The organism is Coleofasciculus sp. E1-EBD-02, from assembly GCF_040218245.1.
Classification (GTDB): domain Bacteria; phylum Cyanobacteriota; class Cyanobacteriia; order Cyanobacteriales; family Coleofasciculaceae; genus Coleofasciculus.
This window is the reverse complement of sequence record NZ_JAVJQN010000045.1, coordinates 1-25,714: the sequence shown is the minus strand read 5'-3', so window position 1 is coordinate 25,714 and position 25,714 is coordinate 1. Positions and strand designations below refer to the sequence as shown.

Annotated in this window: 21 protein-coding genes and 2 pseudogenes; 13 read left to right on the top strand and 10 right to left on the bottom strand. The window is 45.7% G+C overall.

Annotated elements, in window-relative coordinates:
• Window positions 1–66: 66 nt before the first annotated feature.
• Window positions 67–1,650: a phosphoglycerate dehydrogenase gene (gene serA, locus RIC07_RS08485; protein ID WP_446383038.1), complete on the bottom strand. Its 1,584-nt coding sequence runs from the start codon at window positions 1,648–1,650 to the stop codon at window positions 67–69.
• A gap of 145 nt (window positions 1,651–1,795) precedes the next feature.
• Between serA and RIC07_RS08480 the strand changes: the two genes are divergently transcribed.
• Entirely contained in the window at window positions 1,796–1,951 is a 156-nt protein-coding gene (locus RIC07_RS08480) for a hypothetical protein (protein WP_446394135.1), read from the top strand.
• Window positions 1,952–2,110: 159 nt separating this feature from the next.
• Here RIC07_RS08480 and RIC07_RS08475 read toward each other — a convergent pair whose 3' ends face one another.
• The 5 genes from RIC07_RS08475 to RIC07_RS08455 form a co-directional block, all read right to left on the bottom strand.
• The gene (locus tag RIC07_RS08475) at window positions 2,111–3,604 is read right to left on the bottom strand and encodes a serine/threonine protein kinase (RefSeq protein WP_446394134.1); all 1,494 of its coding nucleotides are present in this window, start codon (window positions 3,602–3,604) and stop codon (window positions 2,111–2,113) included.
• Window positions 3,605–3,661: 57 nt separating this feature from the next.
• Window positions 3,662–5,044, bottom strand: a complete 1,383-nt coding sequence (locus RIC07_RS08470) for a serine/threonine protein kinase (protein WP_446394133.1) — start codon at window positions 5,042–5,044, stop codon at window positions 3,662–3,664.
• A gap of 556 nt (window positions 5,045–5,600) precedes the next feature.
• Window positions 5,601–8,777, bottom strand: a complete 3,177-nt coding sequence (locus RIC07_RS08465; RefSeq protein WP_446394154.1) for an efflux RND transporter permease subunit — start codon at window positions 8,775–8,777, stop codon at window positions 5,601–5,603.
• 721 nt (window positions 8,778–9,498) lie between these two features.
• Window positions 9,499–9,948, bottom strand: a complete 450-nt coding sequence (locus tag RIC07_RS08460; protein ID WP_446394132.1) for a FixH family protein — start codon at window positions 9,946–9,948, stop codon at window positions 9,499–9,501.
• A gap of 112 nt (window positions 9,949–10,060) precedes the next feature.
• Window positions 10,061–11,821, bottom strand: coding sequence for an efflux RND transporter periplasmic adaptor subunit (locus RIC07_RS08455; RefSeq protein ID WP_446394131.1), 1,761 nt, complete (start codon window positions 11,819–11,821; stop codon window positions 10,061–10,063).
• 248 nt (window positions 11,822–12,069) lie between these two features.
• Between RIC07_RS08455 and RIC07_RS08450 the strand changes: the two genes are divergently transcribed.
• Window positions 12,070–12,474: a hypothetical protein gene (locus RIC07_RS08450; protein ID WP_446394130.1), complete on the top strand. Its 405-nt coding sequence runs from the start codon at window positions 12,070–12,072 to the stop codon at window positions 12,472–12,474.
• Between the two features lie 558 nt (window positions 12,475–13,032).
• On the opposite strand, the gene rppB is transcribed toward RIC07_RS08450, so the two are convergent.
• Both rppB and rppA read right to left on the bottom strand, forming a co-directional pair.
• Window positions 13,033–14,400, bottom strand: a complete 1,368-nt coding sequence (rppB, locus tag RIC07_RS08445) for a two-component system sensor histidine kinase RppB (RefSeq protein WP_446394129.1) — start codon at window positions 14,398–14,400, stop codon at window positions 13,033–13,035.
• The gene (rppA, locus tag RIC07_RS08440) at window positions 14,393–15,094 is read right to left on the bottom strand and encodes a two-component system response regulator RppA (protein ID WP_446394128.1); all 702 of its coding nucleotides are present in this window, start codon (window positions 15,092–15,094) and stop codon (window positions 14,393–14,395) included. Before rppA ends, rppB begins: the two co-directional genes overlap by 8 nt.
• A 349-nt stretch (window positions 15,095–15,443) precedes the next feature.
• Between rppA and RIC07_RS08435 the strand changes: the two genes are divergently transcribed.
• From RIC07_RS08435 to RIC07_RS08405, 7 genes and pseudogenes are all read left to right on the top strand, one after another.
• Entirely contained in the window at window positions 15,444–16,049 is a 606-nt protein-coding gene (locus RIC07_RS08435) for a DUF411 domain-containing protein (RefSeq protein WP_446394127.1), read from the top strand.
• 173 nt (window positions 16,050–16,222) lie between these two features.
• Window positions 16,223–16,996, top strand: a pseudogene (locus tag RIC07_RS08430) (multicopper oxidase family protein); the annotation flags it as partial.
• Between the two features lie 263 nt (window positions 16,997–17,259).
• Window positions 17,260–18,018, top strand: a pseudogene (locus RIC07_RS08425) (multicopper oxidase family protein); the annotation flags it as partial.
• A 140-nt stretch (window positions 18,019–18,158) separates the two neighbouring features.
• A complete protein-coding gene (locus RIC07_RS08420; protein ID WP_446394126.1) occupies window positions 18,159–18,659 on the top strand; it encodes a hypothetical protein in 501 nt (166 codons plus the stop codon).
• A 38-nt stretch (window positions 18,660–18,697) separates the two neighbouring features.
• On the top strand, window positions 18,698–19,477 hold the full coding sequence (locus RIC07_RS08415) for a photosystem II S4 domain protein (protein WP_446394125.1): 780 nt from the start codon (window positions 18,698–18,700) through the stop codon (window positions 19,475–19,477).
• 20 nt (window positions 19,478–19,497) lie between these two features.
• Entirely contained in the window at window positions 19,498–20,346 is an 849-nt protein-coding gene (locus tag RIC07_RS08410; RefSeq protein WP_446394124.1) for an ABC transporter permease, read from the top strand.
• 213 nt (window positions 20,347–20,559) lie between these two features.
• Window positions 20,560–20,763, top strand: coding sequence for a hypothetical protein (locus tag RIC07_RS08405; protein WP_446394123.1), 204 nt, complete (start codon window positions 20,560–20,562; stop codon window positions 20,761–20,763).
• Between the two features lie 342 nt (window positions 20,764–21,105).
• Here the strand turns inward: RIC07_RS08405 and RIC07_RS08400 are convergent, their stop codons facing one another.
• Complete coding sequence (locus RIC07_RS08400; RefSeq protein WP_446394122.1) at window positions 21,106–21,552, bottom strand: SRPBCC family protein; 447 nt, start codon at window positions 21,550–21,552, stop codon at window positions 21,106–21,108.
• A 431-nt stretch (window positions 21,553–21,983) separates the two neighbouring features.
• Between RIC07_RS08400 and ispG the strand changes: the two genes are divergently transcribed.
• From ispG to RIC07_RS08380, 4 genes are all read left to right on the top strand, one after another.
• Window positions 21,984–23,201: a (E)-4-hydroxy-3-methylbut-2-enyl-diphosphate synthase gene (ispG, locus tag RIC07_RS08395; RefSeq protein ID WP_446394121.1), complete on the top strand. Its 1,218-nt coding sequence runs from the start codon at window positions 21,984–21,986 to the stop codon at window positions 23,199–23,201.
• Between the two features lie 146 nt (window positions 23,202–23,347).
• Entirely contained in the window at window positions 23,348–23,509 is a 162-nt protein-coding gene (locus tag RIC07_RS08390; RefSeq protein ID WP_446394120.1) for a hypothetical protein, read from the top strand.
• Window positions 23,510–23,525: 16 nt separating this feature from the next.
• Complete coding sequence (locus RIC07_RS08385; RefSeq protein WP_446394119.1) at window positions 23,526–23,780, top strand: hypothetical protein; 255 nt, start codon at window positions 23,526–23,528, stop codon at window positions 23,778–23,780.
• Window positions 23,780–24,997, top strand: a complete 1,218-nt coding sequence (locus tag RIC07_RS08380) for a DNA methyltransferase (protein ID WP_446394118.1) — start codon at window positions 23,780–23,782, stop codon at window positions 24,995–24,997. Before RIC07_RS08385 ends, RIC07_RS08380 begins: the two co-directional genes overlap by 1 nt.
• Window positions 24,998–25,062: 65 nt before the next feature.
• Here the strand turns inward: RIC07_RS08380 and RIC07_RS08375 are convergent.
• Window positions 25,063–25,714: DEAD/DEAH box helicase (locus tag RIC07_RS08375; protein WP_446394117.1), on the bottom strand; the 652-nt coding region annotated here is incomplete at its 5' end.

Genomic DNA, 25,714 nt, shown 5'->3' with positions numbered 1-25,714 from the left:
GCAGGATCGCTGTTCTACCGTCTGAGTCATCCAAAATCCAAAACCCAAAATCCAAAATTGACGTGACTACAGTGTTACCGTATAAGCGTCCCGAATACCAGGAACTTCGGTAATTCCGGTCAAAATTCCCTCCGGTAGGGGATCATCAATGCTCAAGACCATTACAGCATCCCCTCGCACAATTTTGCGACCGACCTGCATACTGGCAATATTCACATTAAAACTACCCAGCAGCGACCCAATTTTACCAATAATTCCCGGCATATCACGGTGCAGGGTAAAGAGCATGTGGTGACTCGGTGGTACATTAATCGGAAACTCGTCAATACTGGTGATGTGAATTTCACCATCACTCAGTAGCGCTCCCGTCACCGAATGTTCACCCAAGGAACCCTTTGCCGATAGCAGCAGCGAACCGCCAGAATAATCTTGCACTGAAGCATCACGGGTTTCAATCACTCGAATCCCCCGCTCTTTTGCCTCTATTGAAGCATTGACGTAGTTAACCCGCTCCCGCAAGGCTTGGGATAGCAGTCCTTTCAGGGATGCTACCACTAATGGCTGACTATTATTCGTGGCTAACTCCCCTTGTAACCGGACATTTAGCTGTTCAATTCGCCCACCCGCTAACTGACTGACCAAATTACCCAGGGTTTCTGCCAACCGCATGTAGGGTTTAAGCTGTTCTAACACATTAGGCGATAGTCCGGGAATATTCACGGCTGAACGAGCCGGTAATCCTAAGAGGACATCGCGAATTTGTTCAGCCACATCAATGGCAACATTAACTTGGGCTTCTGCAGTTGACGCACCGAGGTGAGGCGTAAGGATCACTTCCTTACCCAGTTCACGTAGGGGAGATTCTCCCAGGGGTTCTGACTCGAATACATCCAGTGCTGCCCCAGCTATTTTACCTGCCTTTAACGCTTCCGAAAGTGCCGCCTCGTCAATGACTCCACCTCTAGAGCAATTGATAATTCGAGCCGTTGGTTTCATTGTCGCCAAGGCTTCGGCATTAATCAGATGAGTGGTTTCCGGGGTTTTGGGAATATGCAGGGTGACGTAGTCCGACTCCCGCAACAACAAATCCATATCCACCAGACGACAGCCAAGCTGATCCGCACGTTCCAAGGAAATAAAGGGATCATAGGCGAGTAACTTCATTCCCATGGAACGGGCGACTGTTGCCACATGGGAACCAATTTTACCCAAGCCCACAATACCGATGGTTTTTTTGTAAACTTCGGCACCGATAAAGCGTTTGCGATCCCATTGACTATTTTTCACCGACTGATTGGCTTCTGGGATATGGCGTGATAAGGACAGCATCATTGCTAAAGCGTGTTCAGCAGCAGCAATGGTGTTGCCTTCAGGAGAGTTAACCACCACAATACCTTGACGGGTAGCCGCCGGGACATCAACGTTATCAACGCCAACTCCCGCACGTCCAATAATCTTGAGTTGTTTACCTACTTCGATGATTTCTTTGGTCACACGAGTGCCAGAACGAATCATCATGGCATCATACTCAGGAATGATGCTAACGAGTTCCTCAGGCGATAGATTGGTTTTCACATCAACCTGAGCCACTTGGGAGAGGATATCAATTCCAGCTTGATCGATGGGATCGGATACAAGTACTTTAGACATTGCCAGTAGATGGGTTGAAATGAGCTATGCCGATTGCGCCTTACTGTAAATTAATGGTGGACAGCTTATCTATTCCACAATAGGGTTATCACCGGACAATCGCGATGACTGACCGCAGTAGGTTATTGTAACGGCAAATGGGTCAGTGCTGACCACATTGACCGAAAGATTTAAAGTTTTTAGGGTTTTCCCGGTTGTTGGCAATGATGCCAATCCTCAACCCACAGGCGCTCCACCCGCTCAAACTCCCGTGGATTGGGGTCAGCCGAGTTTAGGATTGACTAGAGCGATCGCGTACTGAGATTGAACGACTGTTCCAATCCATCACACCACCATTTGTATCCAAAAGGTAGCGCATTCTTCGTCAAAATCTCTGGCTGACAGATGGATAATATACCTAAACTAGGAGTCGGACTGTTCTCACTTCAAGTGGCGTCGCTATTTTCGTCAAACTTTTCGGTCAGGAGTCAAGTGTTTTCATCATTTGCTCTACTTCTTGACGTCCGTCTTCAACCGTAATCGGCACACCCGACCATTCACTGATTTCGTGAGCTAACCATTCCATTTCTGGCTCAACGAGTTCTAGAAAAGCGGCAGATAAGGCATGGTTTTGTTGTTCAGCAAGGATTATAATGGTTGGCGGAATTGACCAGGTATACTTTTCTCCTTTCAAGGATTCCTTTATCAGCGAACAAGGTTGAATATAGCTCAGTTTACTAATAGTCTTTTTAAGGATTGCATTTTGGTTTATTTTCCGCCCAATTAACTCGTAGCTCAAATACATTTTTTGTTTTTCAAGATTAATTCTAGTCAATCCGATTAAACGAATAATAGACGAGAAACCAGCTTGCACTATAATCCAATTTTTGCCAACTGAGATGATTAGAACACTAGCAAATACCAGTACAAAAATCAATAGCAATAAATCGAAGTATCCAGAGTTAGCCATCCAACTTATTAACATAAAAACACCTACCGCAGGAACACCAATTTGCAGGACAAAACTTATAATAATAGTCAAGACAAAACCTAAATCAATTTTTAATCGTTTTGGCGGAATTAAAATCTCTAATTTATCACCATTGTTTTTAAGTTTAATCCGACTCCCAAACGGTTTTTCTACCCCAGCAAAGATATCGGCTTTTTGAGGAGGGTGTGCCAAAGCTTTCAGTGCTTCCCCAGCCGATGCTAGACGACGATTTAGACTGGGTTGTGTCATCCACTTCAACCAATCAAGCAACTCTGAACTTAGATTGACAAACGATTCAAACTGAATTCGCAAATTCTCCTGGGGAAAATCGGCTGGATGTTTCCCTGTTACTAAATAAATTAGTGTTGCACCCAAACTGTAAAGATCGGAAGCCGGAACCGTTCGTCCACCAAATTGTTCAGGTGGCATATATCCGTAAGTTCCTACAACAGTAATTGTGCTACCTTTTTGGGCTGCTAGGGTTTGTACTGAACCAAAATCAACTAAATAAACTTGACCCACACTGTTACCTGATCGGTTTGCCAATAAAATATTACTGGGCTTGATATCTCTATGAATAACGGGCGGCTGTTGCTCATGTAAGTAGTGCAAAATTTCCAGCAGGACTTGAGCCAATTGCTTAATGTCTTCTTCGCTAAAGGTTCGTCCATTCTTTAACCATTGATCTAATGATTTAGCGGGTATATAGCTTTGCACCAACGCTAATCCTTTACCCATTGATGCGTCTATATCAAAATAGTCTAGGTAACGGGGAATTGCTGGATGGGAAAGGAGTTTTAACGTTTTGGCTTCTCGTTCAAACAGTTTCCAATCATGCGCTTTAAAATTTTCTCCAAAAATCAGCAACTTAATCACCACTAAGTCTTTAGTTTTTAAGTCTCGTGCCAATAAAGTGCGTCGTCCCGCCTTTTTATTGATCTGTTTTTGGATAGCGTAACGCTTGTTTAAAAGTTTAGTTACCATTGTTTATTTTCCTCTTGATAAAATTAGTAAAAATAGTTTATAGTTTTGCGTTTTGGTTTAATTCAGGCTTGATTTACTAAGCGGTAAATCTAAGAAATTGCTGAGTTCAGATGCAATCCAATCAACTTCGCGATCAGTCAGATTCTCAGTAGGAATTGTATAGAGCTGTGTTCCCACCCAAATCTCAATGTCGTGACCAACAGGTGAGTCTGTATTGTAATCCTGTGAAAATCCTAATTTCCAAATAGCACTCTTGGGAATTGGATCTCGATTATTAAATGATATGTTATGCTGGTCAATTCGGAGTCGGGTAGATTGTTTAGATGCTGAAAAAAGAGAGATAATGGCTGATATGATAATGAAAGAAACACTGAGGCATAAAATACCAGAAAATCCACTTAGTATTTTTTCGTAAACAGAGTTTGCAGTAAATACATTCACTATCGATGATATGCCAATTCCTAGGAATTGCAAAAAACCTAAAAAAGCGGCGATTGAAAATATACACTTAAAAACAACTAAACCAATTGTTGTCTCCGAAGAATTATGTATAAAAATTTCTATACTATTACGGTCTTTTTTGACTTGAACTTTACTGCCCTCAGAGTTCCTGACCACTGGCGACTCTGAATTGCCCAGTTTTTCCAGGGATTTTAAGGCTTGATCAGCAGAGGGTAAACGGTTGTTCAAATCCGGTTCAGTCATCCATTGCAACCAGTTGATCAAGCCTGAATTGAGAGGGATTTTTGGTTCAAAATCAATTCGCAAATCCTCCTGGGGTAAATCAGCGGGATGCATCCCGGTTACCAAGTAAATTAATGTGGCACCTAAGCTGTAGAGATCGGACGCTGGAACCGCACGTCCACCAAATTGTTCCGGCGGCATATAGCCATAAGTTCCCACAACTGTAATCGTGCTACCTTCGGTTGCGGCTAAAGTTTGAACTGAGCCAAAATCAACTAAATACACTTGACCAACACTGTTACCTGAGCGGTTTGCCAATAAAATATTACTCGGCTTAATATCCCGATGAATCACTGGCGGATGCTGTGTGTGTAAATACATTAAAATTTCGAGTAATGCTTTAGCAATGTGCTTGATTTCTGCTTCGTTAAACTGACGACCAAATTTAACCCATTTTTCCAATGATTTCGCTTGGATATAACTCTGTACCAATGCCAAGCCTTTAGTCTTGCTTGTTTGGACGTGAAAGTGGTCTAAGTAACGTGGAATTGCCGGATGGGAGAGGGATTGTAAGGTTTCGGCTTCTCGCTCAAACAGTTTGAGATCATCCCATTGAAAATCGTCACTAAAGGTGAGGAGTTTGATAGCGACTAATTCCTGGGTTTGTAAGTCCCGCGCCAGCAACGTGCGTCGTCCACCATTTTTACCGAGCGGTTTCTGGATTTGGTAACGTTTTTTTAAGACTTGCTCCACCATGTTTTGACCCTAAGCTGTTGTGCCTTTCAACTACTGACTCAGATTGGCGGTTTGCTGAGACCATCAGTCCAGTAATTAAATCATTTACTGAAATTTCCAACATAAGGTAACACTCGTTAATCAATATTCCCTTTTGCCGAGACGTTCCGCCTTCACCTCTCTACGCCTTGTGTCTGCACAGATGACTTGCATCAGGTTTTAACGGTTTGGGAACTGGTGAAATCGGTTATCCTAACAGACTGACTACCGAGTTTTCCAGTAATTTTTGATTTTTCTTCTAGGATAGCGATCGCGACAGCACATTTCATCCACTAGCCAAATTTCTTAACATGTTCTTCGGTGCTACGCTTGAAGTTAGGCAACACTATGGCTGGTCAAGAAATGTGGCTCTCCCGTACCTAGGGTGATAAGCAAACCTGATTATTCTTGGAAACTTTGTGGGGCAAGGCTTTCAAAACAATGTTTTTAGGGAAGCTATCACTAATATAGGGTTTTCCACCACAAGTACGGGAGAGCCATTTCTTTTGACTGTGGTTACACCAACCGATGCTTTAGGTCACTTTCCCAAAATGGCATCTGGGCGTTGAGTCAGGCGCTGTCGCCGCCCGCGCCGCTTCAGCCATTCGGTGGCATCGTCGATGAAGGAATACACGACTGGTACTACCACCAAAGTTAACAGGGTGGAGAGTAGCAACCCCCCTAGAATTACAGTAGCGATGGGCGAATAGGCATCCATACCAATTTCTGGGAAGAACGCCAGCCGCACAATTACAATAACGGTGGTACAGGTTGTCATGGTAATTGCTTTTAACCGAACTGGACCTGCCATGCGAATCGCTACGTCGCGGGGAACTCCTTCTTCTCGTTTCGCCAGGATCAATTCGAGTAGTAGAATTGCTGCGGATAGAGACAAACCGGATAGGATGACAATGCCCAGAATTGAGACGCTTGAAAGGGTTTGATCTGCCAAAATCAATCCGCCGAAGACACCGACTAATTGTAGGGGAACTGACAGCATCATCACCAACGGTTGAATAAACGAGCCAAACTGAATGACGAGAATCAAATAAATTAAAATCAGTGATACGAGCAACCCTTTGAGCAAACGGTCAAACTCGATCATCATGTCGGTCATATCACCCATGGAATCGGTACCATAACCCGGAGGGAATTGCAACTCCATCCCCGCCCGCATCGCGATCGCCATCGACAAATCCATGGAAGCCGGACCCCCTTTCCGGTAGTAGCCATTGACATACACCACCCGTTTACCATTAATATGCTCAATCAAGGTAGGACCATTATGCCGTTCCAGGGTAGCGACTGTTTTCAGGGGAACCTGTTGTCCCATCGGTGTCGTGATGTAAGTGTTTGCCAAATTCTTTAGGGTGCCGCGTTCTTCCTCCTCGTAGCGCACCAGAATCGAATTTTGCCGCAGGTTGGGGCGGTTGTAATAGCGGCGGGTAAAGCCACCTGTGAGGGCGTAGCGGGCTTGTTCTGCCACCATCCGCACATTCATTCCCAGTTCTTCGGCGCGGCGGCGATCAACTTTGATCTGATATTCTGGCTGAGTTAGGGCTGAACTGGTTTGGGGCATGACTAAACCGGGCGTATCTTCAGCGATGCGGAGAACGTCTTGGGCTAAACGATGGAGTATGTCTAAATCCTCCCCATACACCGCAAGCTGAACCGGAGCCGCAGAAGTTGCCATTACGTCTACACCCATCTCCTTTAAAGCGATGCGACGCAAACCAGGAATAGTGCGGCGGGCTTCAGCTTCGACGCTATCCATAATTTCCCAGATGTCACGGTTGCGATCGCCCTTGAGGGTGACAATCAGAGAGGCGGAGTTAACGCTGCCCATACTGTAACCGCTGAAATAGGTACTATTACGGGTCAGTTCAAACCCCGTTTGGGAGGACACTTTGTCGATGTCTGGTTGGGCGAGTAAAATCTGCTCAAAGCGATAGGTACTCTCATCCGTCTTAGCAAAAGACGTACCCGGTTCCATCTCTAGTGATGCCATAAACTGACCCGAATCCCCCAGGGGCATCATTTCTTGAGGCACAAACGGATAAAGTGCGATCGCAAACACAATAGCAGATCCCGCGATCGCCAGCGTCACCTCCCGATTGTTCATACAGCGCTCCAGCAGCCAACCATAGCCCTGTTCGAGTTTCTGAAAGCCTACCCACACTGGGGTCAACAGCCACTGCAACCACGTCTTTCGTTGGCGTCTGTTCTGGGGTGGCTTCAGCACAAATGCTGCAATTAGGGGAATCAGCGTTACCGACACAATCAGCGAGGCGATAAAAGCAAACACCATGGGCCACACGATGCCCACAAACATCAGTCCCGTCAACCCTCCCGCCAAAATCGTTGGTACCAGTGCTGCAATCATTACACAACTTGCCGCTGCACTTGCCAGAAACACCTCCCCCGTTCCCTGAATTGCCGCTTGTCGGGGGCGTAGCCCTTCCCGTAGTTTCCGCTCAATGGAGTCGATCACGATGATGGAATCATCCACCAGTTTGCCAATCGCCATCATCATCCCAATCAGGGTGGAGGAATTAAGGGACATCTCAATGGGAATAAAAGGCAAGGTGGAGAGAGCCAGAGAGGTAGGGATGGAGATCATAATCAGCGCCGTAGCGCGGAAATCTTCCAAAAAGATCAGAATCACCACCCCAGCTAGCAACACACTAATCAGCAGTTCCTGGAAGGTGCTATCAAGAATAATATTGACTAAGTAGGAGTTATCATAAGCTTCTGCAAAACTAAGACCCGGATACTCTGCCTGAATCTGCTCCAGTTCTGCCCGTACCTGCTTGATCACCTTCGGGGAACTCGAATCCGGCTTCTGGATCACATTCACCGCTAAAGCTGCCTCGCCATTGTAGCGGTAGCCACTGCGCCGTTCCTCAAACGTATCTTCTACGGTAGCCACATCTCGGACGTAAACTACCTGCCCATCCTGTTCTAAAACGGGGTAATCCATTACATCCGCCGCACTCAGCGCCCGTTTATCTGCCCGCACTAGGATTTCCGAGTCACCCTGCGTCAGCACCCCAGCCCCTTGGCTGACGTTATTGGCATCAATTGCGTCGCGCACCTGCAAAATCGATAACCCGTAAGCGGCTAACTTCTGTCGATCCACCACCACCTGAAGCTGTCGCCGATAGCCGCCGAAGATAGACACAGCCTGGACATTTGGCACTTGGGTTAGCCGATCAACGAGGGTGTTATCCGCAAATTCCCGTAGCTGCACCGGGTCCCAGCCATCTCCCTGTAGCGCCAGAGTTAGCACCGGACGATTTAGAGGGTCAATCGGCAATACCCAGTAGGAACGGGAGTTCAAGCCATCTAACTCAATATCTCCCTCCGCAGCCGTCATGATGCTCTGCACAGATTGCACCGCTTGATTAATATCGTCTCCCCAGGCAAATTGAATCGTCACTAAGGACATATCCTGCTGGGAGCTAGAGCGAATAAACCGCACATTGTCCAGCACCGTCAGCCGCTGCTCAATAGGCTTACTGATATAGGTTTCAACTTCTGTGGGAGAGGAACCCGGTGCCATGGTGACAATCGACACCAATGGACTTTCCACGTAGGGCATCATCCGCACCGGTAGGAGTATTAGACTCAGTACGGATAGGACTAGCACGGCGATGTACAGCGCGGCGACAATTACCGGATGCTTAATTGACCAACGGGTGAGAAAGGTTTTGATCATGGGAGCGCTGGGGGGAAGTAACTGTAACTAAAAAGCTGGACACTTTTGGACATTGTTGGATATTTTGTCCAGGTGTTGTTGTGTTATAATGAACGCAAGCGAAAACCAAGCTAAAAATCTTAGGGGCCTGAGACCCCGTAAAAAAGTAGAGACGCGCCATGGCGCGTCTCTACAAGAGTAGCGCACCTGTAATAAGGCGGTTGAGAAATCCAGCATACCTTAATGGCGCTGAAAATAACGGATTAAAGCAGCAAAGCTTCTCAAATTACTACAATTACTGACGTATTTAGACTTGAGTAGGGCGAGTTCCGTCCGATTTTAAGCCTGTGGACTGGTTGAGTGCCGACACCGCCAGAGTGAAACAGGAAGCAATCCGGATAATGTCTAACAAGATCCAATTTTGTCTAGCTTTGTCCAAGTGTTGTAGAACGGGAAATGTAGAGACGTGCCATGGCGCGTCTGGGAGATGGGGAAATTGTAGGGGCGGGTTTCACTACTATCGTTTGAAATGGTGCGTTACGCTTACGCTAACGCACGATGGCGGACTGACACAGCTAAAATGGTTCAATAGATTGGGTACGTAGTGAGGGCTTCAGCCCTCTCCAGCTATGCGGAGCGAGAACTAAAGTTCTCACTACAAACAAAATCCTATTTTAGCTGGGTCACGACACTACACCCGCTGTTCCCTGTTCCCTAACAAATGACAAATGACGAATAACTACTTCACCTCAATATCAAATGTTTCTTGTCCAGACATAGCCGGATCATTCGATTTCACCGCCATCATCCATTTTCCTTTCATACCCATGTTAGTCATCACCTTGTATCGTCCAGGCTGAGTATCAGGTTCTACCTTAGTCATAGCTGTCATTGGCTCCATGTCTTCCATTTCCATAGACAGATCGACTTGTAGATCCTCTACGGCTACAGGTTCATTGGTAGCGGGATCAATTACCTCGACCACGAATTCCGCATCACCCATCGGCACAGTGCCATCTTCCGGAGACACCATGGTGATGATTACATCATTTTCGGCAGAGGATGCCATCGTTTCGGTTGTCGGAGCAGTAGCTGCATCGGTTTCGACTTCACTCTCCACTTGATTAGCACTACTGCAAGCGGTGGTTAAAACGCTGATTGTCAGCACGAGCAACAAAAGTTTTTTCATCAGAATCCTCACTGAAATAGAATTGAACAATTGTGAAATCAAAAGGATTGCATTTTTTTCTTCCCCATTTTCCAGACGTGCCATGGCACGTCTCTACTATTGCCTGATAATGTTACTCAACTGCCACCTTGAGCATAGTTTGACCCGCATAATCGGGGTCTTTAACCTCGACTTTAATATGCCACTCTCCCGCCATGCCAAAATGAGTATTGACCTGGAATTGTCCGGGTTTGTCCGTTGGTTCTAGTTCCACCATCGTAGTCATCGGCTGCATATTCGGCATGGGCATGGTGACGTCTACCGCCACATCCTTAGCGGGTAAGGGTTCCTGAGTATTGGGATCACGCACTTCTAGGATGAGTTCAGCACCCCCTGACTTAAATCCCTTGGTGGGATCAGGGCGAACGATCGCAACCTCAATTTTGTCCTGATTACTCTCACCCAGCATCGGTACGGGATCGCCAGTGTCATCCACCACCGTCACTTGAGCATTAGGAACCAGACGACTATCCCCAGAGGTAATCACGCGATCGCCTACTTTAAGTCCGTTGGTGATTTCAATGCGATCGCCACTGCTCATCCCTGTCTCAACCTGACGCCGTTGCGCCTGGTTATCCTGGATAACCCACACCGAATTTTCACCATTAAACTCTATAACCGCATTTCGAGGCACCGATATCGTATTTGCCTTGCGATTGGTGAGAATAGTCATATCCAAAAACTGCCCGGATAACAGACGCTCTTGAGGATTATCCACCACCGCTTCCACTGTCACCGTGCGGGTGTCATTGTTAGTTTGGGGGAAAATACTGGTAATCTTCCCAGTTAAAGGTTGATCCGTTACCCCTGGCACCTGGGCTTGAATCGGTGTACCCACCCGAATATATCCAGCATCCTCCTGTGCTACATTCGCCTGGAGTCGCACTCGCGAATAGTCGCCGATTTTCAGCACGCCCATACCGGGCTGTATGACAACGCCGGGATCAACCATACGAGTTTGGACAATACCACTAATCGGAGATTGCAATTTCGTGTAACTTTGCATTACCGTCGCTGTACTCACCTCCGCTCGCGCTTGACCAACCTTGGCGCGATTTTGATCCACTTCGGCGATTAGCCTTGTCCGTGCTGCTTTGGCTTTCCTAATCGCCGCCTGTTTAGCATTCACTTCAGAGGCGACAATATCCAAGTCATCTTGGGCAATGGCGCCTTCTGCGACTAAGGTGGCAAAGCGATTCTGTCGTAGCTGTAAATAATCCAGTTCGGCTTGCAAGCGAGCAATTTCTTGAGTCTGTTCTTCAATCTGGACTTGGCTAGCCCGCAACGAGGTTTCCATCGCATCGGCTTCAGCTTGGGCTTCTGCCAATTCCGTCGAGCGTTCGGTGGCATCCAATTGAGCCAACACTTGTCCCGCCTTGACGCGATCGCCGGGATAAACTGAATAATTGGTTAATTGTCCGGCAACCCGTGGATAAACAACCACTTCCTGATAGGGCATAATCGATCCGGTGTAGGATACATTTGCCTCAAATTCTCCAGACTGCACCACCTCTACCGTCACCGGAATCGGGTTAAACGCACCATTCACCTGCATCATGTCATCGTGAGACATTCCCGACATATCATGACCTTCCATCCCAGCCATAGAGTTAGTCGGTTTGATTTGATCGGTGATCAGGAGGATACTGCCGCTGAGTACAGCGAAGACTCCTAAACCTAATAAAACCTGTCCGTATTTCTTGCGGTTAGACGGCTGTCGCACTTTTTGGTCTGGTTCGGACGTTAAAGAGTCAGGAGATTCAGATAAAGAGTCTGGAGCGTTGGGACAAGACTCGTCAATATCCGAATGGGGTAGGGGAGGTTCCAGAGACATAAGACATTCAGTCTGGATCAGACTACTGAAGAATCGTATCTATTTAAAGGTATCAGTTAATTATGAAATCAGAATGAAATCCTGACTGGACGCACACCTGAATGGCATTTTTGGCTAGAACCTAGCTGCTAACGACAGCAGCAAAGATTCACACGATCTTCATCTTGATTCACGGTAACTTCATCATTTGACCGTTGATACTGAAGAATAAGGCTGCACGGAATAGAAAGGGATATAAGGAGCCAAAAATGTTAAACGGTGACCTAAAGAAAAAAGCTTTAGCTAAGCTTGAAGCTACTGATAAAGAATATCAGACAGTTGCAGCAGATGTAACTAAAAGAGCGGTAGAACTGTACGAGAAACGCAAAGTGACTACTGAGCAAGTGATTCAGGCTTGCGAGGAATATGTCAACACTTTTGCCAAGTCACCAAAAGAGTTCGATAAGTCAGTGTATGAATTCAAGGTGGAATTCGACAAGTTTACCAAGGTAGCTCAGCCAATTAAGGCTGAGGCAGATAAAGCTACAAAGATGAAGGAGTCAGCGGTAACAGCAGCAGCAGCAACAGGTGTAGGTGTTGCTGCTTTTGGTCCAACTGCGGCAATGGCTATTATCCACGATATCGATGAACTTGATGCCTTTATGCTGTCTTGAGGTTATCTGAAAAGCTTGGAAGTGAGAACAACTAGGCTGATAATTGAACCAATACCTCAAACATTTTTGAGTTTAAATACTTTACTTTACTTTTCTTGTTTTTGGATCTAAGCTATCTCATTTTATTTTTATGTCTTTGCTGTGAACGATGGAGGAGAATCGGGATAATTATTGGATAATCTCAACAACGAAAAGTATTCTTAAGTAAACAAACTCATATAGAGTACTAAGACCACCAGAACAGGGGAATGTACACAAGCAATGAGATGAGATTAATGCGAGGGTTGTTAACAGTTATGAGTAAGCTTTTTGGCATTTAAACCTTAATGTCCATAATGAGGAAATCCTTGTAGTGCGAGCATCTTGCTCGCTACCCATTCCCAATTTAAATGCGTGACAGCTTACCGCGCTCAGAATGAATGTTTAAGTACTTATACCAAATCCGCGTTTGAAACCCCGTTTATCCCTTAGCTACTTTTCCTTCTATCCCTTCTGCCTTCTGCCCTCTGCCTTGTCCCAACCAAAACGGGGGTAAGTGACCTGGATTTAGTATTATACTCAGGTTGGTTTAGGAGATGTCACGGAACTTCCAACCAAAGGCAATCGCAGGGTGAAAATACTGCCAACGCCGAATTCACTCTGTACCTGCAAACTACCGTGGTGTGACTGCGCGATCGCGCGGGCAATAGCCAACCCTAATCCCGAACCCCCCGTATGACGAGAGCGATCGCTATTCACTCGATAGAAGCGATCAAAAATCTGTCTTTGGTCTTCTGGGGCAATGCCAATCCCTGTATCTTTAACTTGAATCATCCCATGGTGATCACTCTTGTCTAAAATAACCGTTACGTTTCCCCCAACTGGAGTATATTGGATGGCATTGATAATTAAATTAGACACTAAGCGATAAAGCTGTTCCTCATCCCCGATAATCTCTAGGGGAATTCCCACTCGTACTTCAGAACTTAGCGTGATCTGAGAAGCAACAGCTAAGGCGGCTAATTCCTCAACTAAATCGCTCACCAAGTCATTCAGACAGCACCTCTGACGTAGCACCGATACAGGTTGCCGATCCAGGCGAGACAAAAATAACAAATCCGCAACCAACTGACTCAACCGCCGATTCTGTCGTTCAACAATGTCCAGGATGTTTCGTGCCTCGTTTTCATCTAAGCTGGGCATCAACAGAGCCGATTCTACCGTCGCCAGTGTCGCAGCTACAGGGGTTCGCAGTTCATGAGCCGCATCAGCAGTAAATTGTTGGATTTGCTTGTAGGATTTGTAGATGGGTTGCATTGCCAACCCCGCTAACCCCCAACTGGCAACGCCAACGAGAATCATGGCGATTGGCAACCCCAATCCCAATATCAATTTCACTGTACTCATGTAGTCGTTGATGTCTTGCACAGAACGCCCTACCTGTAAGTAGCCCCAATCCTGCTGATCTTGGGTATGTAGGGATAGGGAAATTTGCTCATAGGTGTTGCCCTCTTCATCTGATACAGTGTGCCAAGAGTCCCGGTTAAACACGAGGGGTAATCCGGCTGGATCAGCCCCTGCGATCGCTACCAAACTGCCTGACTGATCAAATAGCTGGATATAGTAGTCTCCTTGATTAACAGCACTGAGCCTGTGGCGTTCACCATTCACCCGTGCTGGAGAGCAGTTTATCTCCACTAGACAAAGATTCGGTAAAATATCCCTAACCCTTGGCTCCACTTGTCCAGGCTGCTTGAGTTTTGATTCTAGGCTGTCATGGAGTGTCCCGGCTACAGATTTTAACTCCCGCTCTAAAGTGATTAAATGAGCATGAGCGATCGCTTCATAAACGCCAAACCCCAACAGGCTCAAAATGACACCCATGACGAAAGCATAGGAGAGTGCCAATTTCCCGCGAGTCTGGCTAAATAGCTTATTTTTATGCATCGTTGCCTAGGTTAAGACGGTATCCTATACCGTGTACCGTTTCAATCGGAATCGCGCAGCCGATTGATTCAAGTTTGCGGCGCAGCAAGCGAATATGTGCCGCCACGACATTACTCATCGGTTCTGCACTCACTTCCCAAAGCTGATTGCGAATTTGGTCGCTAGTCACCACTTGATTGGGATGCCTCATGAAATACTCTAGAAGCTGGTACTCCTTATTAGTCAGCGGAACCTCCTGTTTTTCTCCTGTAGCCGCGACACGATAAACCGTTCGAGTACCGCAGTCGAGCGTCAGGCTTCCCACTTGAAGTTGTTGAGGTTGGAGTTGAGGCGATCGCCGCTGCAACGCCCTAACTCTTGCTAGCAATTCTGCCATTCTAAACGGCTTGACTAAATAGTCATCTGCTCCCGCATCCAACCCCGCCACCCGGTCTTCCAAGCGGTCTTTTGCGGTTAGCATCAAAACGGGCAAGGAACTTTTTTTCGCACGCAGCCGACGCAGTAGCTCTAGTCCCGATAGTCCTGGTAGTAACCAGTCTAAAATAGCCAACGTATACTGCATTTCCTGATTTTCTAAATAGCCCCAAGCTTCAGTACCATCAACAACCCAATCAACCACGTACTTTTCTAGACTTAACGCTCGCTTAATGGCAGCCCCCAAGTCTGGCTCATCTTCAACTAGCAACACTCTCATAGACTTAATCGGTCAACTGTTTAGGGTAAGTTCCAATTTTTAGACGACAACTCTAACTCACGGTAGATGACTGAATTACCAGTTGTCATTATGCCAAAACAAGATGAAATGGAGATGAAATCTGTCTGGATTTAGCCAATAAATTAAGCAGAGGGAAAGCCAAGATAATTTCATGCTAATTTCATTGGCTTTTGAGAGGATAGTTATAGCAGTAGACACATCGATTAGGACTTTCGGCACCATTGTAGAGACGTTCCATGGAACGTCTCTACTCTCCACCTAACTGGAGAGTTTAAAATCAAAGTAGAGTCCCAACCCCAAACAAAGAATTAATGGTGAGGTTTTAATTATGCTCAAACGCCTAACTTCTTGGATGCATCAACAGTCGCGTCCCCTGCTGTTATCGGGTGTTGCTGTCGTGGGAGTGCTGGGAGCGACCTATTTGACTGTTGGGGTGTGGGGAAAAAGCACCAATAGCCAAGGAGTCAATTCTCAATCACCCAATCTTGTTGCGGCTGAACCCGTTAGCATGAATGGCAGTGTCTGGGATCAAGAAATTGAACCCCTGTCAGAACCGCTCTCAGTTGCCGTGTATCGCAGTCCCTCCTGTGGTTGCTGTGGAGAATGGATGAAACACCTAGAAAAACACGGTTTTAAGGTTACTGATACTAAAACCGACGAAATGACCGCTATTAAAGAAAAATATAACGTACCCCAGGACTTCGCCTCCTGTCACACGGCGATTGTGAATGGCTATGTCGTTGAAGGACATATACCCGCTGATGATATCAAACGTTTGGTTCAGCAAAAGCCTGATATTGCTGGCATTGCTGTACCGGGAATGCCCTTGGGAAGTCCGGGAATGGAGGCGGGGGAGAGAAAAGAATCCTTTGCAGTGTTGGCGTTTAATCAGGATGGAAAATTTGAGGTTTTTCAGGAGTATCAGTCTTACTAATTCAGATTGAGGCAACACCATCAACCCTTGGTGTCAACTAAAGAATGTTTCACTTTTTTGGCTACGGAAGGGGGAGAATTCAAAGCCTCTCTCCTTGCAGGAGAGAGGTTTGGAGAGAGGTTTTCCAGATCCCGACCAAAAGTAAGCAAAAGCCGTACTCAACCGAATCAACCATGTCAAAGATAAATCGCCGCACGTTTCTTGCTCTAAGTGTCGCTGGAGCTGGAGTGGCTTTAGGAACAAGCTGTGCAATCGGACAAAATAGCAAACCAACCTCAAAATCACCAATTGCCGGATCTTCACTGCATCAAAGCCGGGATGGTTTACTAGAACTTGACCTAGAAGCCAGTTCTGGTGCTGTTGATTTGGGGGGTCAGCAGGCATATCTTTTAAGCTACAACGGACAAATTCCTGCTCCTCGTTTGGAAGCTAAACCCGGAGATACCGTTCGTATCCACTTCACCAACAATCTCTCCCAACCCACCAATTTGCATTATCACGGATTGCACATTCCGGTTACGGGAAATGCAGATAATGTCTTTCTCAGCATCGAGCCAGGAGAAAGAATTGACTACGAGTTTACGATTCCCCAAGACCATCCGGCTGGCACATTTTGGTATCATCCCCATCGTCATGGTTTAGTCGCCGAGCAGCTATTTGGCGGTTTAGCGGGTTTATTTATTGTGCGTGGGGAGTTGGATGACATTCCCGAAATTCAAGCCGCTCAGGAAGAATTCCTGGTTCTCCAAGATTTTGCCCTGGATGAGAACGGGCGAATGTTGCCTTCCAACCAAATGTCAGCGATGACGGGACGGGAAGGACAACTAATAACAATTAATGGTCAGCTTAACCCAACATTATCCCTACCCGCTAATGGTTTACTCCGATGGCGCATCCTCAATGCTTCCCCGTCTCGTTTTTATCGGCTGTCTCTGGAAAATCATCCGACCCATAGCAGGAAACCCCGTGTCTTTAGACCGGGGAGGAATGCTGGCTGGTGATTTTAATCGCCAGTTTTCCTGACAGGACAATTATGTGATGTATACTAATGACATCAAGAGTGAAGACAACCCCATAGAGGACACGCTCTTGAACAAAAGTAAGCAGAAAGTCGGTTTATACCTACCAACTGTCTAGACGGCGTTTGGCGGTCGTAGCGGGAACTTTCCAATTAGTTCTGTCAGCAGAATCTCTCGTACTTTAGTCGAGAGAGTGTCAACCCTTTTATCTGATTGCTACAGATGGCGGTTCCTTAGCCGAACCTGTAGAAATGTCAGAATTGCTGCTAACACCTGGACAACGAGCAGAAGTGCTGGTGCGGGGGGATAGAAATCCAGGACAATATTCCTTGCGGAATCTCCCCTATAATCGAGGCGGAATGGGAATGATGGGTGGCAGAGGCATGATGGGTGGCAGAGGCATGATGGGTGGTCGAGGCATGATGGGTGGCAGAGGTATGATGGGTGGCAGAGGTATGATGGGGCAAGATGACAACGCCCCAACAGTGCTAGCCACTCTTAACTACGATAAAGCAATCGAACCCGTTCCTCTACCCACCAAACTCTTATCCATACCGACGTTACCTGAACCCCAACAGGTGCGACGTTTTCAGCTCAATCACGGGATGGCGCCTGGGATGGGCATGGTATTTCTAATTAACGGTCAACCTTACAAGAGCGATCGCATCGATACCCAAGTTCAGCTTAATACAGTTGAAGACTGGGAAATCGTGAATACGGGAATGATGGATCATCCCTTTCACATTCACACCAATCCATTCCAAGTCATCAGCCGCAACGGAAAATCTGAACCTTACCCAGCTTGGACAGATACAGTTTTAGTGTCTAGAGGGGAAACTGTTCGCATTCGCATTCCTTTCCGAGATTTTGCAGGTAAAACTGTTTATCATTGTCACATCCTTGATCATGAAGATTTGGGTATGATGGGCAATCTGGAAATTCGGGCGTAACTCCTTCGATAAGTACTTGGGCTACTTTAGGAGGTGTTGGCATCTCCCTAACTGCCTTTTGGATTGTTGCCGTCATATCTAAGTCAGGTCAATGAATTTAATTCCGAAGCCTCTGTAACGATTTAGCTCTATCTGATACTATGAACTACCTGATTGCTGTCCTGAAAAATCGCATTGAAGCCGAAGAAGCTTACACAGTTCTGGAAAAAAGAGGCTTGCCGCTGAATCAAGTCACGATTCTGGGGAAAGGCTATCAAAGCGCTGATGAGTTTGGCTTAATTGACCCGAATCTGCAAGCCATTAAGCAAGTTAAGCAACTCGCCTACTGGTTGCTCCCTTTTGGCTTTGCGGCTGGATATGCCTTTAATCTACTCACGGCGATCGAAATTCTACCTATAGGTCCCATAGGGAATCATATAATTGGCGGTATCTTCGGTGCGATCGCGGCAGCTATGGGCAGCTTTTTTGTGGGTGGCGGAGTTGGCATTGCCTTGGGTAGTGGTGACGCACTCCCTTACCGCAATCGTCTCAATCAAGGCAAATATATAATCGTCGTCAAAGGTTCGGAGGACTTAATTCGCCAAGCTACCCCACTACTGAAGCGATTTGAGCCGGAGACAATTCAGGGGTATACTGAATGATTTGTGATTAATTCATAATTCATAATTTATTAGGTCTTATGCTGCCACGAGAGGACTTACTCAAAGGCGTCGAAAATCGTGATACTGTTGCCCGTGTGATTGATCAAGCGGAACAAGCGATCAAAACGTGGGAAGTGGTGTTAACCGATTTCCTCTCACCACCTGTACTGGTGGAAATTCAGCAGCAGTTTTCTCGGTTGACAGAGGTGCAACTCTTGCCATGGGGAGGATATCCTCAAGCTGAACGTCAACGGCTGGGGATCACCCGTGAAGAATTGCCTCTGGATCAGTCTCAGGTTGAGGTAGCGGCGTTAGATATTGAGGGCAATTTTCTCTTTGATCCAGCCACGCATCGGGATTTCTTGGGCGCGATTCTGGGAACCGGGATTGTTCGAGAGAAAGTTGGCGATATTATTGTTTTAGGCGAACGTGGCGCTCAAGTGATTGTGATTCCAGAAATTGCCTCGTTTCTGGAGACGCAGCTAACTCAAGTGCGTTCGGTTCCGGTGAAAACTCGACCGATTGAGTTGAGTCAACTCAAGATTCGAGAACCCAAGAAGAAAGAAATGACGACAGTCGAAGCATCGATGCGCCTAGATGCGATCGCGTCAGCCGGATTTGGCACATCCCGCAGTAAAATGGCAGATTTGATTGGGGCGGGTGATGTACGGGTAAACTGGAAAGACGTTAGCCAAGCGAGTTACTCGGTTAAACCGGGTGACTTAATCGCGATTCGGGGTAAAGGGCGCTTGCAAGTTGGAGATGTTAGCATAACCAAAAAAGAGCGTTACCGTATCCAGTTAACCCGATTTATTTAACCATTTTCCAGCAGCATTAGATGACAGACTCAGTAAGCCATCAGCAGGAGGAACTTCCCGTCGAGATGCAATCATCTAAACTAAAGCCGAGCTTTTCTTGGCAAGGGATATTTTCTTTGCTGATGTTTTTTTATATGTATCTGCCGATTTTGGTCTTGACATTTTATAGCTTTAATGAGTCAGCCTATAGTGCCAATTGGCAGGGATTTACGTTGGAGTGGTACATTAAGCTATTTAGTGATGTACGGGTGCTGAAGTCGTTGCAAAATAGCTTGACGGTTGCTTTTGTGGCTGTGGTTATTTCCGCCGTGATTGGCACGTTGATGGCGGTGGGGTTGGTGCGTTATCAATTTATGGGGAAGGGGTTATATCGTGGGGTATCCTACTTGCCGCTGATTATTCCCGATATCGCAATGGCAGTGGCGACTCTGGTGTTTCTGGCGGTGATTGGCACGCCATTAAGTTTGTGGACAATTGTGGCAGCGCATGTGGTATTCTGTCTGGCATACATTGCCTTTGTCGTTTCTTCGCGTATCTCCAGTCTTGATCCGTATTTGGAAGAAGCAGCACTCGATTTAGGGGCAACCCCGTTTCAAGCGTTTATTAAAGTGTTATTGCCCGAATTGATGCCTGCCATAATTGCGGGGTGTTTAATTTCCTTTGTTCTGAGTATGGACGATTTTCTGATTGCTAGCTTTACGGCTGGAACCGGATCGACAACGCTACCGATGGAAATTTTTAGCCGCATTCGTACTGGAGTTAAACCCGATATTAATGCCTTGAGTGTAATTTTAATTGGCGCATCTGGGGCAATTGCCTTTGTGGGTGAGTGGCTACGCTATCAAGGGGAAAAGAAGCGGTTGAGATAGGTATTCGTCATTGGTCATTTGTCATTGGTCATTTGTCATTTGTCATTGGTCAAAGAATAGTAAACGTTAAATTATAAAAAAATATAGGCTAGTTGTCAAACAATAAGACTATATTCCCCAGACTCGGTTAAATGCATTAAAATTTGTAAATATAGAGAAATAGGATATAGCGTTTAAAATTGTCCGACGAAGCTGGAAATAAGGAGGGGAGAAGTGGAACCTACCATAAACTGTGCTGAAGCCTGCGTCAATGGTTGTGTATTGGGTGATAAATGTCCCCACAAGGAGTATGCGGCTAAAGCCTCAACATTTATCAATGAGACGTCACTGGATAAAATGTATGAGATAGCTGAGGAGGCGCGACGGAAGAAAATGATGGAACCTCCCAAGTGGGTGATCCCTGATTTTCCCGATTAGTTTAAATTGGATTAAACTCACGTCTTGCACCAATCTCAATCAGCCAATGTCATGTAAGGTGGGCAAAGAGTTATAACCGTTACTCCCCTGAGAGTAAAGCGTGTTGCTTTTGTCCACTACATGGCAACTTAGAATTCAGGATTCAGTCAAAAGAGAGGATAGGAATGATGATACAGCGCTTTTCAAGTAAGTGAGGTACACAGACAGATCCCGACTTCTTCAAGAAATGGGGGATCTTGCTTAGAGACTGTACCTCATCAACCTGAAATCTGCTGTAAATAAGTATATAGACATAAATTTTTGTTAACTGAGTTACAGGGTGTCAAGGACATTAATTATTTACTATTCTCTGTTTTTGAGTTGACCTGATTCTACAAAACTTTTTAAGCCCGACAGTAATAAATCCCAAACTTTAAGCATTTCAGAGTACATTTGTTCAGACTTTAAGTTGGTATGTTCCAGTTGAAGATTCGTTCCCCCTTCAACTTCATCAAGAGTGTAACAAATAGTCAACTGGTTGTCTGGTGTTCTATCTGTACCGTGATTATCGCTCCAATATGTATATTGAAATTTCTGATTAGGTGTTAAGACCTCAATTCTACCAAAATCAATAAAGTCTTTACCGTTATTGTTTCCTTTAAGAATAATATCGCTACCAACTTGCCAATCGGATATAACTTCTTTCAGAGGATAATATTGGATAATCTTTTCTGAATTTGTCAACGTCTCAAAGAGTAAACTCGGCGGTGCATTAATAAACAAATTTTTTGTTATTGAAAAGCTTTTCATGATTTCTTGTCCTACAGCGTGAGCAGGAGAATTGGTATCATACGCAGTACCATCACCAGGCGTGGCACGGCAAATCCCTATTTTTAGCGGCTATGGCTAGTTATCGCGATTGCCATTAAGGTTAGGACGAATGTCACTGACTGGTATGCTGGTGGACCCTTGTGAAGTCGAAACCCACCCTACGGTATATCAAAGGTTTTGGCGATCTAACAAGGCTGATTTCAGTGCCATTCAGGTTAGGACATAGTGAACGGCTGAAACGGCGAAGTATCAATAATCAATCTTCTGCCATCTGCTATATAGCCTACGTTAACACTACCCAACGCGATCGCACTTTCTCTTGCCTTAACCCAAAAACGCCCCAACTGTGGCAATCTGGGAGAATAGAGAACATACAGATAGTTTAGCTAGAGAAATTATCCCGATAGGTTATGCAAACACTTCCAACCCCTCAAACGGCTGCCAAACCCCCAGCATTAGATACCGTTATCCACCGTCGCCAAACCCGCCCGGTACCCGTCGGGAATATCACGATTGGGGGCGGACATCCGGTGGTGGTGCAGTCAATGATTAATGAAGATACGTTAGATCTTGAGGGTTCAGTGGCTGGGATTCGCCGCTTGCATGAAATTGGCTGTGAGATAGTCCGAGTCACGGTTCCCAGTATGGCGCACGCCAAAGCCCTCGCCCAAATTAAGCAGAAGCTGATTCAGACGTACCAAGATGTTCCCTTGGTAGCGGATGTTCACCACAATGGGATGAAAATCGCCCTAGAAGTCGCCAAGCATGTAGATAAAGTGCGGATCAATCCAGGGTTATACGTGTTCGAGAAACCAAAGAGCGATCGCACGGAGTATACTCAAGCTGAATTTGAACAAATTGGGGCAAAGATTAAGGAAACTTTAGCACCCCTAGTCATTTCCCTCAGGGATCAAGGGAAAGCCATGCGAATCGGCGTGAATCACGGTTCCCTGGCGGAACGGATGCTATTTACCTACGGCGATACCCCAGAAGGGATGGTGGAATCAGCGCTGGAATTTATCCGAATCTGTGAATCCCTCGACTTCCGCAATCTGGTGATTTCCCTGAAAGCTTCCCGTGTCCCCGTCATGCTGGCGGCGTATCGGTTGATGGTACGGCGCATGGATGAGTTGGGGATGGATTACCCCTTACATCTGGGTGTCACAGAAGCCGGTGATGGAGAATATGGACGGATTAAGTCTACAGCGGGTATTGGTACGCTATTAGCGGAAGGGATTGGCGATACCATTCGCGTTTCCCTGACGGAAGCGCCAGAAAAAGAAATCCCCGTTTGCTATAGCATTCTCCAGGCTTTGGGATTGCGGAAAACGATGGTGGAATATGTCGCCTGTCCATCCTGCGGGCGCACCTTGTTTAATTTAGAAGACGTACTCCACGAAGTTCGGGAAGCGACGAAACACCTGACCGGTTTAGATATTGCCGTGATGGGTTGTATTGTCAATGGTCCGGGGGAAATGGCAGATGCGGATTATGGCTATGTGGGTAAGCAACCGGGTTATATTTCCCTGTATCGGGGACGGGAGGAGATTAAGAAGGTGCCGGAAGATCAGGGAGTTGAGGAGTTAATTAATTTGATTAAAGCGGATGATCGTTGGATCGATCCCTAAGTTAGTCGGGGTACAATATATCGTACCCCTAAAATTGCATCAATTTAAGGTAGAGGGCAGAAGGCTCCAAGGCAGAAGGGAAGAAATAAGGTTGCCAGAGAAAAGGAAATGATGACTGTTTCGCCGGACATGATATCAATTGATCAATGACCAATAATGTGCCAGATGAACAGGAGTATCTAGAAACCTTTCTTCAACCGATTAGAAAATGCAAAGACTATCGCCCAAAGTTTGGTCAGGGAAACTCAAATAAAGGTTTCTCAGTTCAAGAATTTAAAGTCCTCTACGGGGCTGATTCGTTATGCTGACATAGACAATGCTACAGTGGCTTGGGCAAATGATTATCTTCCGGTATTTGCCATATTTTCAGCACAAATAGATTCAGATATTGTGTTGAGATATCGCAACAACCGTTGCGGAATTCTGATTGGCACAATGAATGGTGATCCAAAAATTTCACTCTATGCCTTTTGTGAACAGGTGCTAGGATATGATCTGGCAGATTTTTTTCAGAGGAAATCGGATGATATTAAGCATGAAATCCATGAGGTTCTGGAAACATTGCTGAGTGCTGAGTAATGGCTATTAAGGTTAAGCAAAGGTCAGATTACACCTTTAAATACAACCAAAAACTGGGACGGCATGGATGGTTACGACTAACTCCTGCTTACTCCGTAAAATTAGTGTCAGAGATTATTCACAAGATTCCCCCTGAATCATTCATCCTTGACCCTTTCTCTGGAACAGCAACAACAGGTTTAGTTGCTGCTGAACAGGGATTACAAGCTCATTGTTTAGATATTAATCAATTTCTGATCTGGCTGGGTAATGCCAAATGCCGGAATTATTCGGTCTCGGAACTGAATGACTTGAATCAGAGAATTAAAAGAACCATTCATCAATGCAAAGGTCTGATTGATCAAGAGTGCTGGATTCCTAATATTTATAACATTACTCGCTGGTGGAGTACACATACATTGAAAATTCTAGCAGCACTTCGGCAAGCCTTGGTCAGCGAATTTGGTGAACCGAAAGAGGGTGATGTTTCTTCGTTAGCATGGGTCGCTTTTTGCCGTTTAGTGATTGAAACCTCTTCCGCCGCATTTAATCATGTTTCTATGTCGTTTAATCAGCAAGTTACTCGGTATGAATTTGAACAAATTGAACAGCTTTATCAAGTTATTGTTGCAGCGATAATTAATAGTATCAGTCACCCTTTAACAGGTAAAGCAACGGTATTTTATGCTGATTCACGATACTCTGTATCCAAAGATGTGAAATATTCTCATGTTGTAACCTCACCACCTTACCCCAATCGGATGAGTTACATTCGTGAACTTCGTCCGTATATGTATTGGACAAAGTTTCTAGATACTGCCAAAGAAGCGGGTGAGATAGACTGGCAAGCTATTGGGGGAACATGGGGTGTGGCGACGAGTAGATTACAGAATTGGGACTCTAATGGAATCGAATTGTCAGGTTCGCTGAATAAGATTGTTTCCAAAATCGGGGAATCAGAAAACAAGAATGCTCGGCTTATGGCAAAATATGTCGAGAAATATTTCTATGATATGTACTTACATGTTGATAATTTGCGTCACAACTTACAGGATAATGCAGTGCTTTTATACATTGTCGGTAATTCTTCGTTCTATGGGATTCCGGTCAAAACAGAAAAGCTTTTGGAAGAATTCTTATACCAACTCGGATATATCAATATTGGCAGTCAAGTTATTCGCAAGCGAAACAGCAAGAAAGAACTGTTTGAATACTGTGTTTATGCGACATGGAAATAGAACAGAAAATAGCAATAAGCAAAATGGTAATATTTGCTACTATTGTATGCGATCGCACTCCTCCCTTACTCATCAATCACCGCCGTGCGGTCAAGCAATAGCAGCGATCGCAACTGATCCGTATCCATATCCGTGACCCAGTTTTCACCCGCTTCTACCGTCTGTTCTGCCAACTGCTTCTTACTTTCAATCATGTCATTAATCCGTTCTTCCAGCGTCCCCGTACAGACAAACTTATGCACCTGTACATTGCGAGTTTGACCAATTCTAAACGCCCGATCTGTCGCCTGATTCTCCACCGCCGGATTCCACCAGCGATCAATGTGGAAAACATGATTCGCCCGCGTCAAATTGAGTCCTGTTCCCCCTGCTTTTAAGGAAAGAATTAGAATCGGGGGTCCTTCGGGGTCATTTTGGAAACGGTCAATCATTTCCTCCCGTTGCTTCTTGCGAGTTGCGCCATAGAGGAACAAGATTTCTTGATCAAATTGTTTGGCTAAATAGGGTTTCAGCAATTTCCCCCATTCCGCAAACTGGGTAAAAATTAACGCGCGATCGCCTTCTGAAATGGCTTCATCTAACATTTCCTGTAACCGCAGTAATTTCCCCGAACGCTTGGCGTCTTTTAAGGATTTCTCTTTTAATAATTGGGCGGGATGATTACAGACTTGCTTGAGTCGCATCAGCAAGGTTAAAATTAACCCCTTGCGCTTAATT

Excerpts from the sequence above, each read along its gene's own strand:
- serA (WP_446383038.1), bottom strand. The coding sequence starts at position 1,650 with ATGTCTAAAGTACTTGTATCCGATCCCATCGATCAAGCTGGAATTGAT.
- RIC07_RS08475 (WP_446394134.1), bottom strand. The coding sequence starts at position 3,604 with ATGGTAACTAAACTTTTAAACAAGCGTTACGCTATCCAAAAACAGATC.
- RIC07_RS08470 (WP_446394133.1), bottom strand. The coding sequence starts at position 5,044 with ATGGTGGAGCAAGTCTTAAAAAAACGTTACCAAATCCAGAAACCGCTC.
- RIC07_RS08460 (WP_446394132.1), bottom strand. The coding sequence starts at position 9,948 with ATGAAAAAACTTTTGTTGCTCGTGCTGACAATCAGCGTTTTAACCACC.
- RIC07_RS08455 (WP_446394131.1), bottom strand. The coding sequence starts at position 11,821 with ATGTCTCTGGAACCTCCCCTACCCCATTCGGATATTGACGAGTCTTGT.
- RIC07_RS08450 (WP_446394130.1), top strand. The coding sequence starts at position 12,070 with ATGTTAAACGGTGACCTAAAGAAAAAAGCTTTAGCTAAGCTTGAAGCT.
- rppB (WP_446394129.1), bottom strand. The coding sequence starts at position 14,400 with ATGCATAAAAATAAGCTATTTAGCCAGACTCGCGGGAAATTGGCACTC.
- rppA (WP_446394128.1), bottom strand. The coding sequence starts at position 15,094 with ATGAGAGTGTTGCTAGTTGAAGATGAGCCAGACTTGGGGGCTGCCATT.
- RIC07_RS08435 (WP_446394127.1), top strand. The coding sequence starts at position 15,444 with ATGCTCAAACGCCTAACTTCTTGGATGCATCAACAGTCGCGTCCCCTG.
- RIC07_RS08420 (WP_446394126.1), top strand. The coding sequence starts at position 18,159 with ATGAACTACCTGATTGCTGTCCTGAAAAATCGCATTGAAGCCGAAGAA.
- RIC07_RS08415 (WP_446394125.1), top strand. The coding sequence starts at position 18,698 with ATGCTGCCACGAGAGGACTTACTCAAAGGCGTCGAAAATCGTGATACT.
- RIC07_RS08410 (WP_446394124.1), top strand. The coding sequence starts at position 19,498 with ATGACAGACTCAGTAAGCCATCAGCAGGAGGAACTTCCCGTCGAGATG.
- RIC07_RS08400 (WP_446394122.1), bottom strand. The coding sequence starts at position 21,552 with ATGAAAAGCTTTTCAATAACAAAAAATTTGTTTATTAATGCACCGCCG.
- ispG (WP_446394121.1), top strand. The coding sequence starts at position 21,984 with ATGCAAACACTTCCAACCCCTCAAACGGCTGCCAAACCCCCAGCATTA.
- RIC07_RS08390 (WP_446394120.1), top strand. The coding sequence starts at position 23,348 with ATGACCAATAATGTGCCAGATGAACAGGAGTATCTAGAAACCTTTCTT.
- RIC07_RS08380 (WP_446394118.1), top strand. The coding sequence starts at position 23,780 with ATGGCTATTAAGGTTAAGCAAAGGTCAGATTACACCTTTAAATACAAC.